The following is a 16,121-nucleotide window of genomic DNA, read 5'->3' as shown; positions in this document are numbered from 1 at the left end:
AGGAGATCATTTATGAAACAATTCAAAATTGCGGTCATCGCAGGAGATGGCATTGGCCCTGAAGTGATTAATGAAGGCATAAAGGTATTAAAAAAAGTGGCTGAACTGGATTCAGGTTTTCAATTGGATTTCACATACTTCCCATGGGGCTGCGAATTTTATGCCGAAAATGGTAGAATGATGGATGATGATGGGATCGATAAGCTGAAAGCTTTTGACGCAATTTATTTGGGAGCGGTCGGGTTTCCGGGAGTTCCAGACCATATTTCACTATGGGAGCTATTATTGAAAATCCGTAAAAGCTTTGATCAGTATGTAAATATCCGCCCAGTGACATTGTTAAAAGGGGCTCACTTGCCTCTCGTTGATGTGAAACGTGAAGATATTGATATGCTGTTCATCCGCGAAAACAGTGAAGGTGAATATTCAGGAGCAGGAGATTGGCTGTTTAAAGGGCAGGAACATGAAGTTGTTCTGCAAAACGGTGTGTTTTCCCGTAAAGGGACGGAAAGGATCATCCGTTATGCTTTTGAAACCGCGAAAAAAGAAGGCAGATCGCTCACGAGCATTTCTAAAGCCAACGCCCTGAATTATTCGATGGTTTTCTGGGATCAGGTATTCGAAGAGGTCAGCAGGGAATATCCTGAAGTCGAAACGGCTTCATATCTTGTCGACGCAGCGGCAATGCTGATGATCAAAGACCCGAAGCGCTTTGAAGTCGTTGTAACTTCGAACCTGTTCGGTGATATTTTAACAGACTTAGGGGCGGCTCTTGCTGGGGGAATCGGCCTTGCTGCCGGTGCCAACATTAATCCTGAAAGGGAATTTCCATCGATGTTCGAACCAATTCACGGCTCGGCTCCTGACATTGCCGGCAAAGGTATCGGAAATCCGCTTGCCTCCATTTGGTCAGCAAGCCAAATGCTCGACTTTTTTGGCTATGAATCACATGGTAAGGTTGTTCTTGATGCGATTGAGCAACTGTTGCTGGAAGCCCGGGTGCTCACGCCCGATATGAATGGAACGGCATCCACTTCCGAAGTGGGGGACCGGGTAACGGATATCATCGAGTCAATCATTTTATCCAAGGTCTGACGTGTTTAATATGATTGCATGGTCATCTGAATATAATGATGCATCCAAGTATTAAGCAATCGTTTATACAAAGGAAGAGGCCAAGGCTTGGATAGAAAAGCACTTGGTCTCTTGTTTTTACGAGCAAGGAGCACGGAATACACTAATCAATGGTATAGCTAAGAGGAGCGGTCATGATGAAAAAAGTTGAAATGGTTGTCGAAAAAAATGTGCCATGCACCATGAGGGACGGAACCGTACTTTATGCTGATGTATACAGACCTAATTTGATTGGGCAGTTTCCTGTTTTATTGACCAGGCTTCCGTACAGTAAGGACTTACCGCAATACTCCCATCGTTATTTGGACACCAATCGTCTTGTTGAAAATGGATTCGTTGTCATCATTCAGGATGTGAGAGGACGCTTTCAGTCAGAAGGAGAATTCAAGCCATTCAGCCAGGAAGCGGATGATGGATACGATACAGTGGAATGGGCGGCTTCACTCTCGTATTCCACAGGGAAAGTGGGCATGTTTGGCCTATCCTATTATGGTTACACGCAGCTGCTTGCAGCGGAAAAAAAGCCTCCACACTTAATCGCCATTTTTCCAGCAATGACGCTGAATGACCAAAGAAATGGAACGGTTTATCGTAATGGGGCTTTTGCCCTCGGCCTTTTTGAAACGTGGACATTGGAATCGATCGTGCCTGATTTACTGAAGCGGAAATATGAAAAAAATAAGGAAAGAACTTCTTCTTATCGAAAGCTTGCTGACGCCCTCAACAACATTGAGGAATTGTATGCATATGCACCTATTAATGATTGGCCGCCATTAAAGGTTCTGGACGATGATAACTTTTTCTTTGAACATTTGAATCACCAAATCGAAGACGAAACTTTTTGGCAGAATTCAAGTATTACTGAGAAATTTGATAGGATACAGCTGCCAGCTTTTCATTTGGGCGGTTGGTATGATTGTTTTATCGGCCCCACTCTGGAAAATTACGTGGAAATGAACAAAGTGAATGACCAACTAAGCAAAACACAAAAACTAATTGTTGGACCATGGAGCCATGGCCTTTTTTCTTCGATCCAGGGGGAACGCTCTTTTGGAGTGCACGCGTCTGGGGATTGGATTGACCTTGAAGAAGATATTACAACCCTTCATATTCGCTGGTTTAATCACTGGCTGAAAGGCATCGATAATGGTATTGAGAAGGGACCGCCCGTGAAAATATTTGTAATGGGGATTAATGTATGGCGTGATGAAAATGAATGGCCGCTTGAACGGACAGAATATACGAGTTATTATTTGCACAGTAAGGGAAAAGCGAATACGAAAACAGGTGATGGGCGCTTAAGCAGAAATGAGCAGGAGGGGGAAAAGTCGGATTCATATATATATGATCCCCGAAACCCTGTACCGACAAAAGGTGGAGCTACACTTTTTTCAAGCCCACTTACAATGGGGCCCTATGATCAGAGCGAAATCGAAAAGCGGAACGACGTGCTCGTTTATACTTCAGAGCCATTGATAGAAGCACTTGAAGTAACAGGTCCGGTTAAAGTGAAGTTGTTTGCATCAACTGACGCAGCGGACACTGATTTTACTGCAAAGCTTGTGGATGAATCACCGGATGGCAAAGCGATTATTTTAACCGAGGGAATCGTCAACGCAAAATACCGGAACGGCCATCATGCTGAAAAAGAACTGAATGGGGAAATCGTTGAATACGAAATTGACTTGTGGGCTACAAGCAATGTCTTTCTTCCGGGTCATCGAATCTTGCTTGAAATTTCATCAAGCAGTTTTCCGCAATATGCCCCAAATCCGAATACAGGGAAATCAATGATCGAAAGCAGTGAAACAAAAACGGCCAGACAAACGATTCATCATAGTAGGGAATTTCCTTCTCGCATTCTATTGCCAATCATTCCTACAAGTGAAAAATGATTATTAATGCAGAGAGGAGAGACTTCATTATGTTTGGTTTTCAACATTGTCACCTGTTTTATGAGTTAAAAACAGTTCAGGTGAGGCGATTAAAACTCAAGAAACAGATGATCAATATTAAAAACAAAATTGTAAAAGTCTTAAATCACTAATATTGATAGGGGTAAAGGGTGAATGGTTATAAATAAAAGCCATTGGCATAACTCTTGCAAATAATAGAATGAAGGGGGTAACAGTTCATCCATTATAATAGATTCCAGGCATAAGGAAATGACCGGACAAATGAAACATATTTTTGTCTCTTATGTTATTTGTAAGCCAAGGAAAAGGTGATTACCTGGAATCTGATCTGCAACTTTAACTAGAGAGAAAATGATAATAGTAGTTTGAAAATTTGTAATGTTTTATCTTTTTTAAGTTAGTAGTGTTAAGGAATAAGATTTGCATTACCTATTATTTTAAGCGCTTTCATAGGCCGTTTCATTAACAGATTTATTAAGAGGGGGACTTCAAATGAAGAAAATCATTGTGCTGCTCAGCGTCATACCCGCAATTGGCTCACTATCTGTGGTTAATCGTGTAGAGCCATATATATTAGGTTTGCCCTTCATTATCTTTTGGGCCACAGCCTGGCTTATTTTGACATCCATCTGCCTTTATATTAGCAGCGTGATCTGTGATAGACAGGAGGAGAATAAATGAACAGTTCCATATTAATCATCACCATGACTCTTGCTTTGGCTTTTTACTTAGGTATCCGCGCAAAAAAGGGGCGCGAAATGAAGCTTGACCAGTGGGCAGTCGGGGGAAGGAACTTTGGTTCTTTAATCATGTTCGTTCTGATGGCAGGAGAGATGTTTTCGACGTTTGTGTTTCTTGGAGCCAGCGGAGCGGCATACCGTATGGGCGGTCCCACTATCTATATATTTTGCGCTCTTACTTACATCGTTCCTTTCTGGATATTACCCCCTATTTGGCGCTATGCGAAAAAACATAATGTGCTGACGCAATCTGACTTTTTCGCAAAAAAGTATAATAGCAAGTCATTGGGTTTTCTGGTTGCTGTTATTGGAGTCCTATCGATGATTCCCTATATCGTATTACAATTAAAAGGCTTTCAGATCATTGTTTCCGAAGCATCATATGGATTGATTCCCCCAACGGTTGCTGTTTGGATCGGAATGCTATGCGTAACTGTTTTTGTGTATGTGTCAGGAATTCACGGTTCGGCATGGACGGCAGTATTGAAAGATATCCTCATTCTTGTCGTAATTGTGTTTTTGGGCATATATTTGCCCATACATTACTTCGGCGGAATACAACCGATGTTCGAAACCCTAGAAGCAACAAAACCGGGATTCTTATTGCTTCCTGATGAAGGGCTGAGCATCTCTTGGTATATTTCCCTTTGCCTGACCATCGCATTGGGCCAATATATGTGGCCGCATTGCTTTGGAGCGAGTTTATCTTCCCAAAACGAATCAGCTCTGAGGAAAAACTCTGCCATTTTACCTCTGTATCAAATTATTCTGGTTTTCATTCTTTTTATCGGGTTTACGGCGGTTTTGCAGATACCGAATTTACAAGGCGGAGATACGGACCTTGCCTTATTTAAAATCGCGAAAGATGCTTTCCCTCCCTGGATTGTTGGTGTTGTCGGAGCAGCAGGCATGCTGGCAGCCCTTGTACCATGTTCGATGTTAATCTTGACGGCAGCCACGATTTTATCAAAGAATATTTACAAAGCTATTAAGCCTGACACATCGAATGAACAGCTTGCCAAACTAACTCGTATATTTGTTCCAATCGTATCATTAGTCTCCTTGATCTTTACATTCTATGGAGGTAATACGATGATTGCGTTACTGACCATGGCTTACAGTTTTGTCCTGCAACTTTTCCCTCCTTTAGTATTCAGCTTGCTTAAGAGAAACCCGGTAAGTAAAGCGGGAGCTTCTGCAGGAATGATTTTAGGGGTGGTGTTAGTCGCTTACTTTACGCTGGCAGAGGCAACAATGGCCACTTTATTACCAAAGGCACCGCATTTCATACAGGATCTTGATATAGGAATCGTCGCCATTACCTTTAACCTTATCGTCATGCTCGCTGTCAGTGCTTTCACAAGAAAAGACCAACAAACGATTCAGGAAGAAGAACCGGTTAAACGAATAATCACTTCTTGATCAAAGGAAGCGTGGTATGTTAGAAACCGGCTTACCTTCTATGACTATCTATAAAGAACTGGGAGTCATCCTCTATAAAGAACCATACAAAAAGGATAGCCTTTGAAGCTATCCTTTTTGTAGTTTTCCAAGCTCGCAGTATTTATTTACTATATATCTGATAAGTAATACGTAATTAAAGGAAATGTGTTAAGTTGGAATAAAATGATTATGGAGGCAGCGATGAAATACGAGATTATCTTATTTGATGTTGATGATACATTGCTAGACTTTGGAATATCGGAAAAAAATGCACTGCATGAAGCTTTCTTAGAGTTCGGTTTGCCTACAGGGGCGGAGGATTATGCGGGATGCTACCAAGAAATCAGTAAGGCATTATGGAGGGATTTGGAACAGGGGCTTATTGATTTAACAAATCTGGGAGTGGAAAGGTTTAAGCGGTTGTTCCTGAAGCATGGGCTTGATATCGATGCGGATGCGTTCGGCCGTGTATACCTAGGACATTTGGGAAAGGAAATACATCTTGTGCCCGGGGCTTTGGAGGTTTGCGAGAAGCTTGGAGGATGCCGGCTGGCCATTATAACAAATGGGTTCACGACAGTGCAGACAGCAAGAATCGGGGGGTCACCCCTTTGCAATACCTTTGAAACTTTGATAGTTTCCCAAGAGGCTGGGTTTCAGAAGCCTGATAGAGGGATTTTTGATTATGCATTTTCCAAATTAAAGATTACAGATAAATCAAAAGCGTTGATAGTGGGTGACTCCTTGACATCAGATATACAGGGCGGATTGAATTATGGAATGGATACATGCTGGTATAATCCCCATCAAAAGGATAATAATCTGGGAATCAACCCCACCTATGAAATCCGGACGTTGACCGATCTTTTGGAGATTGTAGGAATTAAGGACGTTTAGACAGGTATGTGCTTTCTAAAAAGCAGAGGCCGGTTGTCCAAGTGATAGGACGTACGGCCTCTGTTATTACTCATGCCAGGGATTTTAGAATCAGTTTAAATCCAGCTCCTGTGGCTTGAGTGTTTGATCACTTTTGATCCTTCTGCTGAAATGCGGTGATAATATACAAAGCGCCAGGGAAATTGCGAGACCTGCCATCATGAATCCGCCAAATACCAAAGGGGATGGGCCATATGATTCCGCCATGGTGGTCCAAATCAGCGGACCGAAACCTGCAATGGCTGCCGCGACCTGATAACCGACAGATAATCCAGTATAACGGACCTTGGCTGGAAAGAGCTCCGAGAATAACGTCCCTTGTGTAGAAAAAATGGCTCCCCAGATGACACCGAGTACAACTGCCTGCATAAAGTAGAACCAGCCGACCCCTTGCCCAATCATTGTGAAATATGGGATGGCCAAGATGAAAAGGAGAATCAGGCCCCCAAAATAGATGATTTTTCGGTCGATAAAATCAGAAATGTAACTAATGACAGGAATGGTTACTAGCATTGTAGCGCAGCCAATCGTTAAACCGGTCAAGGCTGAATCTTGGGAATAACCAAAATACAGTGTAGTAAAGACGAGAACATAGGACATGATGAATACATTGAAGAACCCATCCCCAATTTTTAGTCCGATCACTTGCAGCACACTTCTCCAATCGTGTTTCAACGTTTCAATAATGGGAACCTTCGCAAGATCGCCGCTATCTTTCTGCGCTTTAAATTCCGGCGTTTCTTCAATGCCACTCCTTACCCAGATTGCCAATGCAATCAGTACACCGCTTAAAAGAAATGGAATCCGCCAACCCCAAGCTAAAAATTGGGCATCGGTTGTTAAGGAACTGATGAGGGTCAGGCTGAACGAACCGGCAACCAAACCGATGGGGACTCCTAGTTGGGGAATGGATCCATATAGTCCACGGACACCCTTTGGAGCAGATTCCGTTGCCAATAGGATGGCTCCGCCCCATTCGCCTCCCAAGGAAATTCCCTGAATCAACCTCAGCACCACCAAGATGGCGGGGGCGGCCAACCCAACCTGGGCATAAGTGGGCAGAACACCGATGAGCATCGAACTCCCTCCCATACCAATAAGAGTGAACATGAGTGCTGCCTTCCGTCCGATGCGATCACCCATATGACCGAATAGGATACTCCCGATTGGACGGGCTGCGTAACCAGCCCCGAAAGTGACGAAGGCGAGAAGAAGTGAAATCGCAGGATCATGATTGGGGAAGAATAGAGTTGTAAAAACCAGGCCCGTTGCTGTCCCGTATAAATAGAAATCATACCACTCAATAACGGAACCGGCTAAACTTGCGAAAAGAACTCGACTTTTTTTCATGATAAATGCTCCTTTAATGCTAAGTTTTTCATCAAAATCGTTTTCAACAATAATAAAGCCGAAAAGAACAAAAATGATGGTTAAGGAATATAAGTAAAAAACTGGATTATTTAGATTATTTTAGAGGGCTTGTCCATACTGGTCAATATATTTCTGACTTTTCTGAAAAAAATGAAGCGAATAACTTAGCTCCCATTACCTGTAATGGAATATAATTAATTCTAAAGTAATGGAAATAAACGATTCGATCTTCCCGGATAAAATGAAAAGTATTAAATTAAAATCATTTAGTATTTTTTATGTATGGAAGAGTGGCAAAGTGGAAATCATGTGGATAAGGAAATAAAAAAGAGGAAAGGAGAAGTTAATAAATAATAATAATCTCCAAGTTATTTAGTATAATAGAAAAAAGGTTAAGGAGTTGGTTTCGTATGGAGAAGCAATTGCCAGGAACATCGCTTGAACCTGAAGAGATGGCTGAAATGGTTTTGAAAAAGGCCCTTAGTGATTACCGGAAAGCACAAATCGAAAAAGAAATCGATCACTCTTTAAGAAATCGTGATAAGGAAGAGTTCCTGCGATTAACTGAAATATTGAAGGGTATTTCATGAAATTTTCTACACTGTGAACAAGACAAGTAGTAATTGATTAAGAAAGTGCACTTAAAAGCCAGCATAGCTTGATAATATAAATATGAGGTTTTATATAACTGGAACATTCTAATTAAATAGCAATCTTTAGTATTATAATATTTTACATTGTAAGCGCTTTCTTGTATAATCAAATAAAGAAAACAATGGAGAGAAGTTATGTAAGTCCGCTTATGGCGGAATTCCCAGGTATTAGTGGCTGAAAAGGTTTATGCACCGGGATAAAAACTAAAGGGGGAAAAGTTATGAAAAAGAATGGAGTGTCGTTAGTTGAATTTGTTCAGGAGGATCGTTTCGAACTAAGCTCCTACATTACTTCTTTATTTAATAAACTGAATGACTATGTTCCCAAAAGTCTTAAAGATAAAAGGTGAATGACAATAAAAAATGGATCAGGAAGATATGCCATAATTTCCTGATCCATTTTTTTGTTTTTGGGATTTAGAGTTTTAAGTAGTGCACTTAAGTCGAAGTCTCACCAATTGACAATGAGAATCGTTAACGAATAAAATGATTCATTATAAGTATATCGATTGAAGTTGTTCAGATTGTTCGTTCAGATGAGAAAAATGGTGGTGAAAGAAGGTAATGCAGAACAAGTAGTAAAACGGTTCAGTGGGGAAGGGATCATAGAAAAGCAGGAAGGGTTCATCGATTTAAGTGTGATGGTGAAAAAAGTGCGACGCGGGGATGAAGAGGTCATCATTATGATCAATTGGGATTCGGAGGCGCATTGGAAGCAGTGGGAAAAGAGTGAAGCCCATATCGCAGGCCATAAAGCGAACCTTGGGAAACCAAAGCCTGAATATATCGTCAGTTCGGAAGGTTCATTATATGAAGTGAAAGCTATAAAAAAGGCAGTGAAATAACCGACTATAAGCTAGCCTGTTTTAAATTCGGTACAATAGAAAAGATATTTCCTAAGTTACTGGGTGGAATATCCCATTTCTCATTCATCGTGTTAGAACAAGGATACGGAATGGTTACCGTTTACATATAATAGCTTACCTTCACTAAAAATTCAGGCTCCCATTATGGGTGCCTCTTTTTGTTGATGAAATCATCCCGGGATTGGTTATGTAATTCCTATTCTGCTGATATAGTAAAATATCTTTTGTTTTTATTAAAATGGAGACAATCATGGAAATGTAAAGAAAAGGGGAGCAGGAAGTTAGTCTGAAAAGTTTACATATATGAAATAAATAGGGATGTTGTTCTTAGGTTAGCTGGAATTCCTATGATAGTGTCAATTGAGCTTAGAAATATTAATATACCAAAATACCTTTACCGATATTGATAAAGTATTGGTTAGTTTTTAAGAACCCCTGGAGATGTTTTTTATTAAATATTCAAGCCTATTCCCATATTTATCAATGTTTTGAAACAAAAGAAGAGAGAATATTATAAAAAATCCAAAAAAAGTGTTTACAGGGAAAAATTTTCATTGTAGTATTTCCTTATAAAGTAAATGAAATCGATTTCATCCCGACTCAAGTTTATGTACAAGCTATATCAGAAGTGGAGTGGATTGGTCCTTACTTTTTCTTCAGGTAGATCTCCTGAAAGAAATGAAATCGATTTCATTTCTCGGAGTAAGAGCTTGAATATTGGGATTGAGCTAGAAAATTAATTGTTTGATCCTAAAAAGAAACATGGATGGATTTTTTCCATAGTCAAATGAAATCGATTTCATTGACGGCGATGTTCTAACAAAATACTTTATTTTAAGGAGGAAAAACATGTCTTCAGTAACACATGAGGTGAAAAAATTAAAAAATTTTATAAATGGTGAGTGGATTGAATCCGCTTCAAAGGAAACGGAAATCGTGTTCAACCCTGCAACTGGTGAGGCGATTGCCGAGGTGCCACTTTCAACTAGGGAAGATGTGGATCGTGCGGTTCAAGTGGCGGATGAGGCTTTTAAAAAATGGTCGCAGGTTGCTGTCCCGAAACGGGCTCGCATATTGTTCAAATATCAGCAGCTTCTTGTGGAGAATTGGGAAGAACTAGCTAAACTGGTCACTATCGAAAATGGTAAAAGCCTATCGGAATCGATTGGTGAAGTACAGCGGGGCATCGAGTGTGTCGAGTTTGCGGCGGGTGCACCTACGCTGATGATGGGCAAACAGCTTCCGGATATCGCGACAAACATTGAATCGGGTATGTACCGTTACCCAATTGGTGTAATCGGCGGTATCACTCCATTTAACTTTCCGATGATGGTCCCTTGCTGGATGTTCCCGCTTGCGATCGCATGTGGCAATACATTCGTGTTAAAGCCATCTGAACGTACACCTTTACTTGCAGCACGCATTGTTGAACTGTTTGAGGAAGCAGGTCTTCCTAAAGGAGTACTGAACATTGTTAATGGAGCACATGACGTGGTTAATGGGCTTCTGGAGCATAAAGATGTGAAAGCTATCTCCTTCGTCGGTTCACAGCCAGTGGCAGAATATGTGTATAAAACAGGCACGGCTAACTTGAAGCGCGTCCAGGCTCTTGCGGGAGCGAAGAACCACTCGATTGTCTTGAGAGATGCCAATCTTGATATGACGGCCAAGGAAATAACAAGTGCGGCTTTTGGGTCGGCCGGTGAGCGTTGCATGGCCGCTGCGGTTGTTGTCGTAGAAGAAAGTGTAGCCGACGAGTTAGTTGGAAAATTGAAACAGGCCGCTGATGCGATTACGATCGGTAATGGTCTGGATGACGGCGTTTTTCTAGGACCTGTGATCCGGGAAGTAGCTAAGAAGAGGACCATCAATTACATCGAATCAGGTATAGCTCAGGGTGCGACCCTTGTACGCGATGGCCGTAAAGATGAGGCAGCAAGCGGCAATGGATATTACCTCGGGGCAACGATTTTTGATCATGTGACACAGGAAATGAAAATCTGGCAAGATGAAATTTTTGCACCAGTGCTATCCGTTGTCCGTGCCAAAGATTTAACGGAAGCCGTTGAGATTGCCAATGCATCAGCACTGGCAAACGGGGCTTGCCTTTATACGGACAGTGCTGCTGATGTACGCCAATTCCGTGAAACGATCCATGCCGGCATGTTGGGCATTAACGTGGGTGTTCCTGCACCGATGGCATTCTTCCCATTCTCTGGTTATAAAGATTCATTCTATGGTGATCTTCATGCAAATGGAACCGACGGTGTGGAGTTCTATACACGTAAAAAAATGGTGACTGCACGCTACGTGAAATAAGTGAATGAACAAAGCATTGCAAGATGGCCCGTTTGGATACGGGCCGGCTTTTAAAAACAAGGAGGTACATATGAGTAAACTGCTTCAAAAACCGGGAAAACAAGAGGTCGCTGAAGGTGTTACAGTCGTTCAAGCAGTTACGAAAGGAAACTCCCCTTTAGAATTTGTTGAATTCAAAATAGTGGAGTTGACTCCAGGTGCTCGATATTCAGAATTTTTAATCAAGAAGGAATGCTGCATTGTCGCTCTTACGGGAAAGATCAATGTGACTGTGGGCGAGGATGTATACCATGATTTAGGGACACGTGATAGTGTATTTGATAAAGTGCCGACTGATAGCATTTACGTGTCAAATGATAAGGGTTTTGAATTGGAAGCGATAACCGAGGCCAGAGTGGCACTGTGTTATTCTCCTTCTGATAAGCAACTTCCGACTAAATGGATTAAAGCGGGAGATGTTGACGTGGAACATAGGGGCATTTTGAGCAATAGGCGGATGGTGCATAATATATTACCGGATTCAGCTCCGTATGCGAATAGCCTTCTCGTGGTTGAAGTATATACAGAAAGCGGAAACTGGTCGAGCTATCCTCCGCATAAACATGATCGGGATAACTTGCCAAATGAGTCATTATTGGAAGAGTCCTATTATCATGAAATGAACCCGCCTCAGGGATTCGTCTTTCAGCGAGTATATACAGATGACCGTTCGATCGATGAGACCATGTCCGTCGAAAACGGCGATGTCGTACTTGTACCGGCCGGTTACCATCCGGTAGGGGTGCCTGACGGTTATGAATCTTATTACTTGAATGTCATGGCCGGTCCGACAAGGACATGGAAATTCTACAATGATCCAGATCATGAGTGGATCCTGAATCGTTAAAGGAAAAGGAGATGTTAACCGGATGAACCATACTTTTAATCTCGATAAGGAATTTGACTTGATTGCCATTGGCCGTGCCTGCATCGACTTGAATGCCAATGAATATAATCGTCCGATGGAAGAGACCATGACATTCACAAAATACGTGGGCGGTTCACCTGCCAATGTTGCCATCGGAAGTGCAAAATTAGGCTTGAAAGTCGGATTCATCGGTAAGCTTGCCGATGATCAGCACGGCCGTTTCATCGAGCGGTATATGCGTGAGGCAGGTGTTGATACATCGAATATGGTTATCGATCAAGAAGGGCATAAAACGGGACTCGCCTTCACGGAAATTAAAAGTCCTGAAGAATGCAGTATCCTCATGTATCGGGATAATGTAGCCGATCTTCATTTAGCACCTTCGGAAGTGGATGAAGAATATATAAAAAAATCAAAGATCCTATTGGTTTCAGGAACGGCTTTAGCAAAAAGTCCATCACGTGAGGCAGTTTTAAAAGCCGTAAGCCTTGCGAAAAGAAATGATGTAAAAGTCGTTTTTGAATTGGATTACCGTCCTTATACATGGAATTCCATTGAAGAAACCTCCGTTTACTATTCGTTAATCGCAGAGCAATCAGACATTTTGATTGGCACGCGTGATGAATATGATGTAATGGAAAATACCGAAAAAGGTACAAATGAAGAGACCGTCCGTAACTTGTTTAAACATTCCGCAGACCTGGTGGTCATCAAACACGGTGTTGAGGGTTCGTATGCCTATGCCAAATCAGGAAAAGTATTTAAAGCGAAGTCCTATAAAACGAAAGTATTGAAAACATTCGGCGCAGGGGATTCATATGCTTCCGCTTTCCTATATGCGTTAGTGAGCGGCAAAGGTATTGAAAGCGCTTTGAAGTTTGGCAGTGCTTCCGCTTCCATAGTAGTAAGCAAGCACAGCTCATCTGAGGCAATGCCCGTAGCAGAAGAAATCGAGGGTTTGATTGCCGAACGCGTGTAAGGAATTTATCTACATAGAGGGGTGAACAGAAGATGGGAACAGTGAGGTTGACGACAGCCCAGGCTTTGATCAAGTTTTTAAATCAGCAGTACATTCATGTTGATGGTGAGGAGTCTCCATTTGTAGAAGGGATATTTAATGTATTCGGCCATGGGAATGTCGTTGGTATCGGACAGGCACTCGAACAGGATGCTGGCCACTTGAAAGTGATTCAAGGAAAGAATGAGCAAGGGATGGCCCATGCAGCAATTGCCTACAGCCGGGAAATGCTTCGAAGGAAAATTTATGCAGTCACTACATCTGCCGGGCCAGGCTCGGCAAACTTGATAGCTGCGGCGGGGACTGCACTTGCCAACAATATTCCTGTCCTCTTACTTCCTGCCGATACATTTGCGACACGTCAGCCGGATCCGGTTCTTCAGCAACTTGAGCATGAGCATAGTACGGCCATTACCACAAATGACGCTTTTCTGGCAGTATCAAGATATTGGGATCGCGTCACTCGCCCTGAGCAGCTCATGTCCAGTCTGATCCGGGCCTTCGAGGTGATGACCGATCCCGGCAAAGCCGGGCCAGCGACGATATGCATCTCACAGGATGTAGAAGGGGAAGCATTCGACTTCGATGAATATTTTTTTGAAAAGCGCGTCCATTATTTAGACCGGAAAGCCCCGGTTGAACGGGAACTGCAAGGAGCTGCCGAGAGAATTAGAGCAAGTAAGAAGCCGATCATCATCGTCGGTGGCGGAGCAAGATATTCCGGAGCTCGGGATATTTTGATGAAGCTGGCGGAAAAGCATAACATTCCACTAGTGGAAACACAGGCAGGTAAATCGACGGTGGAATCAACTTTTCCTAAGAATTTGGGCGGAGTCGGCATTCTCGGTACGATGGCTGCCAATAAGGCTGCCCGCCAAGCAGATCTCGTAATTGGTGTCGGGACCCGCTATACGGACTTTACGACTTCTTCCAAAACTGCATTTGATTTTGAAAGGACAAAGTTTTTGAACATTAACGTCAGCCGCCTTCAAACCTATAAATTAGATGGATTTCAGGTCGTCGCCGATGCAAAAGTGGCGCTTGAAAACCTTGAAGCGTTACTAGTGGGCTATGAAACCGAATATGGGGAAATGCTTGGAGATTGGAAGGCGGAGTGGCTTTCCGAACGGACCCGTTTAAGTTCAGTCACTTTTAGCCGTGAAAATTTCAAGCCTGAAATCAAAGGCCAGTTTTCACAGCAAGTCTTGAATGAATACTCGGATGCATTGAAAACTGAATTGGCCCAATCCACTGCGATGATCGCAATAAACAATACGGTCGATCCGGAAAGTGTGGTGGTCGGTTCAGCCGGATCACTTCCCGGTGACTTGCAGCGCCTCTGGCATTCAAGCGTGCCAAACACGTACCATCTTGAATATGGATTCTCCTGCATGGGCTACGAAATTGCAGGAACTTTAGGAGCTAAGCTTGCTCATCCAGACCGGGAAGTCTATGCAATGGTAGGGGACGGCAGTTTTCTGATGCTTCATTCGGAATTGATCACAGCCATCCAATATAATCATAAAATCAACATTCTATTGTTTGATAATTCAGGATTTGGCTGCATCAATAATCTGCAAATGGAGAATGGCAGCGGAACATATTGCTGTGAGTTCAGAACACATGATAACCAAATCATGAATATTGATTACGCAAAAGTGGCGGAAGGGTATGGAGCCAAAACTTATCGGGCCAATACTGTCGAAGAGCTGAAAGCTGCATTGGAGGATGCAAAGAAACAAACGGCATCTACATTAATAGAAATGAAGGTTCTGCCGAAAACGATGACGGATGGTTATGACTCCTGGTGGAATGTTGGCGTGGCAGAGGTCTCGGAACGGAAAAGTATACAAAGGGCATATGAAGCGAGACAAGAGAAATTAAAAAAGGCCAAACAATATTAAAAGGGGGAAGCGGAAATGGAGAAGATTTCGTGGGGGATTGCCCCAATTGGCTGGCGTAATGATGACATTCCGGAAATCGGAGCTGAAAACACCTTATCCCACCTTTTAAGCGATATTGTCGTGGCTGGATTTCAGGGGACCGAAGTAGGAGGTTTCTTCCCGGAACCGGCTGTCCTGAATAAAGAGCTGCAGCTTCGGAACTTAAAAATAGCCGGTCAGTGGTTCAGCAGTTTCATCATCCGTGATGGCATCGGCAAAGCAGAACGGGATTTCCATGAACACTGCAAATATTTACAGGCTGTCGATGGAGATGTAGCGGTAGTATCCGAACAGACTTACAGTATCCAAGGCGGAAGGTACGATGTATTTAAGGAAAAGCCCCACTTTACTGATGAAGAATGGGGAATATTGTGTACGGGCCTGAATCGGCTCGGGGATATTGCAGGACTTTACAACTTAAAACTGGTGTATCACCACCACATGGGGACAGGGGTCCAGACACTGAGTGAAATTGACCGCCTTATGGAAAATACCGAAAAGAAAGTGCAACTGTTATATGATACTGGACATATTTATGTATCGGATGGCGATTGCATGTCCCTTTTGCAAAAGCATATCTACCGCATTGGGCACGTTCATTTCAAGGATGTGAGGCATAACGTGCTGGAGCAGTGCCGGAAAGTTGGAAAATCATTTCAAGAATCTTTTTTAGCCGGCATGTTCACAGTGCCTGGTGACGGCTGCATAGACTTTGTGGAAGCTTACCATATATTACTTGAAAATCATTATAAAGGCTGGATTGTAGTAGAGGCGGAACAAGATCCGTCCGTTGCCCATCCATTGGAATACGCTTTAATCGCTCGCAAGTATATAAATGACAGGCTGCTCCTAATTCAAGATTAAAAACCGGAAAG

The 16,121-nt window shown here is 42.6% G+C and carries 13 protein-coding genes; 12 read left to right on the top strand and 1 reads right to left on the bottom strand.

Annotated elements, in window-relative coordinates:
* Positions 1–12 precede the first annotated feature (12 nt).
* From ACIQZD_RS06485 to ACIQZD_RS06465, 5 genes are all read left to right on the top strand, one after another.
* Positions 13–1,095 carry a tartrate dehydrogenase gene (locus ACIQZD_RS06485; RefSeq protein WP_402899662.1) on the top strand — a complete coding sequence of 361 codons (1,083 nt, stop codon included), beginning with the start codon at positions 13–15 and terminating at the stop codon, positions 1,093–1,095.
* Between the two features lie 173 nt (positions 1,096–1,268).
* Positions 1,269–3,029: a CocE/NonD family hydrolase gene (locus ACIQZD_RS06480; RefSeq protein WP_402899659.1), complete on the top strand. Its 1,761-nt coding sequence runs from the start codon at positions 1,269–1,271 to the stop codon at positions 3,027–3,029.
* 513 nt (positions 3,030–3,542) lie between these two features.
* Positions 3,543–3,731, top strand: a complete 189-nt coding sequence (locus tag ACIQZD_RS06475) for a DUF3311 domain-containing protein (protein ID WP_137019896.1) — start codon at positions 3,543–3,545, stop codon at positions 3,729–3,731.
* Positions 3,728–5,212 carry a sodium:solute symporter family protein gene (locus tag ACIQZD_RS06470; RefSeq protein ID WP_402899655.1) on the top strand — a complete coding sequence of 495 codons (1,485 nt, stop codon included), beginning with the start codon at positions 3,728–3,730 and terminating at the stop codon, positions 5,210–5,212. Before ACIQZD_RS06475 ends, ACIQZD_RS06470 begins: the two co-directional genes overlap by 4 nt.
* A gap of 222 nt (positions 5,213–5,434) precedes the next feature.
* Positions 5,435–6,130, top strand: coding sequence for a YjjG family noncanonical pyrimidine nucleotidase (locus tag ACIQZD_RS06465; RefSeq protein WP_402899652.1), 696 nt, complete (start codon positions 5,435–5,437; stop codon positions 6,128–6,130).
* Between the two features lie 90 nt (positions 6,131–6,220).
* Here the strand turns inward: ACIQZD_RS06465 and ACIQZD_RS06460 are convergent, their stop codons facing one another.
* Positions 6,221–7,519 carry an MFS transporter gene (locus ACIQZD_RS06460; RefSeq protein WP_402899649.1) on the bottom strand — a complete coding sequence of 433 codons (1,299 nt, stop codon included), beginning with the start codon at positions 7,517–7,519 and terminating at the stop codon, positions 6,221–6,223.
* Between the two features lie 431 nt (positions 7,520–7,950).
* Here ACIQZD_RS06460 and ACIQZD_RS06455 point away from each other — a divergent pair, with 431 nt between their 5' ends.
* The 7 genes from ACIQZD_RS06455 to iolE all read left to right on the top strand — a co-directional run bounded on the left by ACIQZD_RS06455 (position 7,951) and on the right by iolE (position 16,110).
* The gene (locus ACIQZD_RS06455; protein ID WP_137019900.1) at positions 7,951–8,130 is read left to right on the top strand and encodes an IDEAL domain-containing protein; all 180 of its coding nucleotides are present in this window, start codon (positions 7,951–7,953) and stop codon (positions 8,128–8,130) included.
* A gap of 587 nt (positions 8,131–8,717) precedes the next feature.
* Positions 8,718–9,038, top strand: a complete 321-nt coding sequence (locus ACIQZD_RS06450; RefSeq protein WP_402899645.1) for an antibiotic biosynthesis monooxygenase family protein — start codon at positions 8,718–8,720, stop codon at positions 9,036–9,038.
* An 870-nt stretch (positions 9,039–9,908) separates the two neighbouring features.
* The gene (locus tag ACIQZD_RS06445; RefSeq protein ID WP_402899642.1) at positions 9,909–11,378 is read left to right on the top strand and encodes a CoA-acylating methylmalonate-semialdehyde dehydrogenase; all 1,470 of its coding nucleotides are present in this window, start codon (positions 9,909–9,911) and stop codon (positions 11,376–11,378) included.
* A gap of 70 nt (positions 11,379–11,448) precedes the next feature.
* A complete protein-coding gene (iolB, locus tag ACIQZD_RS06440; protein WP_402899638.1) occupies positions 11,449–12,264 on the top strand; it encodes a 5-deoxy-glucuronate isomerase in 816 nt (271 codons plus the stop codon).
* 22 nt (positions 12,265–12,286) lie between these two features.
* Complete coding sequence (gene iolC / locus ACIQZD_RS06435) at positions 12,287–13,264, top strand: 5-dehydro-2-deoxygluconokinase (RefSeq protein WP_402899635.1); 978 nt, start codon at positions 12,287–12,289, stop codon at positions 13,262–13,264.
* 32 nt (positions 13,265–13,296) lie between these two features.
* A complete protein-coding gene (gene iolD / locus ACIQZD_RS06430; RefSeq protein WP_402899632.1) occupies positions 13,297–15,207 on the top strand; it encodes a 3D-(3,5/4)-trihydroxycyclohexane-1,2-dione acylhydrolase (decyclizing) in 1,911 nt (636 codons plus the stop codon).
* A 15-nt stretch (positions 15,208–15,222) separates the two neighbouring features.
* Positions 15,223–16,110 (top strand): myo-inosose-2 dehydratase, encoded by an 888-nt coding sequence (gene iolE / locus ACIQZD_RS06425; RefSeq protein ID WP_402899629.1) that lies wholly within the window; start codon positions 15,223–15,225, stop codon positions 16,108–16,110.
* The last annotated feature ends 11 nt before the right edge of the window (positions 16,111–16,121 follow it).

Source organism: Peribacillus sp. NPDC096447 (assembly GCF_044762725.1).
Lineage (GTDB): Bacteria > Bacillota > Bacilli > Bacillales > DSM-1321 > Peribacillus.
The sequence above is the reverse complement of the archived record's forward strand: the minus strand, read 5'-3'. Positions and strand labels throughout refer to the sequence as shown.

Bases quoted from the DNA above. Each gene is read 5' to 3' on its own strand.
- ACIQZD_RS06485 (WP_402899662.1), top strand. From the start codon at position 13: ATGAAACAATTCAAAATTGCGGTCATCGCAGGAGATGGCATTGGCCCT.
- ACIQZD_RS06480 (WP_402899659.1), top strand. From the start codon at position 1,269: ATGATGAAAAAAGTTGAAATGGTTGTCGAAAAAAATGTGCCATGCACC.
- ACIQZD_RS06475 (WP_137019896.1), top strand. From the start codon at position 3,543: ATGAAGAAAATCATTGTGCTGCTCAGCGTCATACCCGCAATTGGCTCA.
- ACIQZD_RS06470 (WP_402899655.1), top strand. From the start codon at position 3,728: ATGAACAGTTCCATATTAATCATCACCATGACTCTTGCTTTGGCTTTT.
- ACIQZD_RS06465 (WP_402899652.1), top strand. From the start codon at position 5,435: ATGAAATACGAGATTATCTTATTTGATGTTGATGATACATTGCTAGAC.
- ACIQZD_RS06460 (WP_402899649.1), bottom strand. From the start codon at position 7,519: ATGAAAAAAAGTCGAGTTCTTTTCGCAAGTTTAGCCGGTTCCGTTATT.
- ACIQZD_RS06455 (WP_137019900.1), top strand. From the start codon at position 7,951: ATGGAGAAGCAATTGCCAGGAACATCGCTTGAACCTGAAGAGATGGCT.
- ACIQZD_RS06445 (WP_402899642.1), top strand. From the start codon at position 9,909: ATGTCTTCAGTAACACATGAGGTGAAAAAATTAAAAAATTTTATAAAT.
- iolB (WP_402899638.1), top strand. From the start codon at position 11,449: ATGAGTAAACTGCTTCAAAAACCGGGAAAACAAGAGGTCGCTGAAGGT.
- iolC (WP_402899635.1), top strand. From the start codon at position 12,287: ATGAACCATACTTTTAATCTCGATAAGGAATTTGACTTGATTGCCATT.
- iolD (WP_402899632.1), top strand. From the start codon at position 13,297: ATGGGAACAGTGAGGTTGACGACAGCCCAGGCTTTGATCAAGTTTTTA.
- iolE (WP_402899629.1), top strand. From the start codon at position 15,223: ATGGAGAAGATTTCGTGGGGGATTGCCCCAATTGGCTGGCGTAATGAT.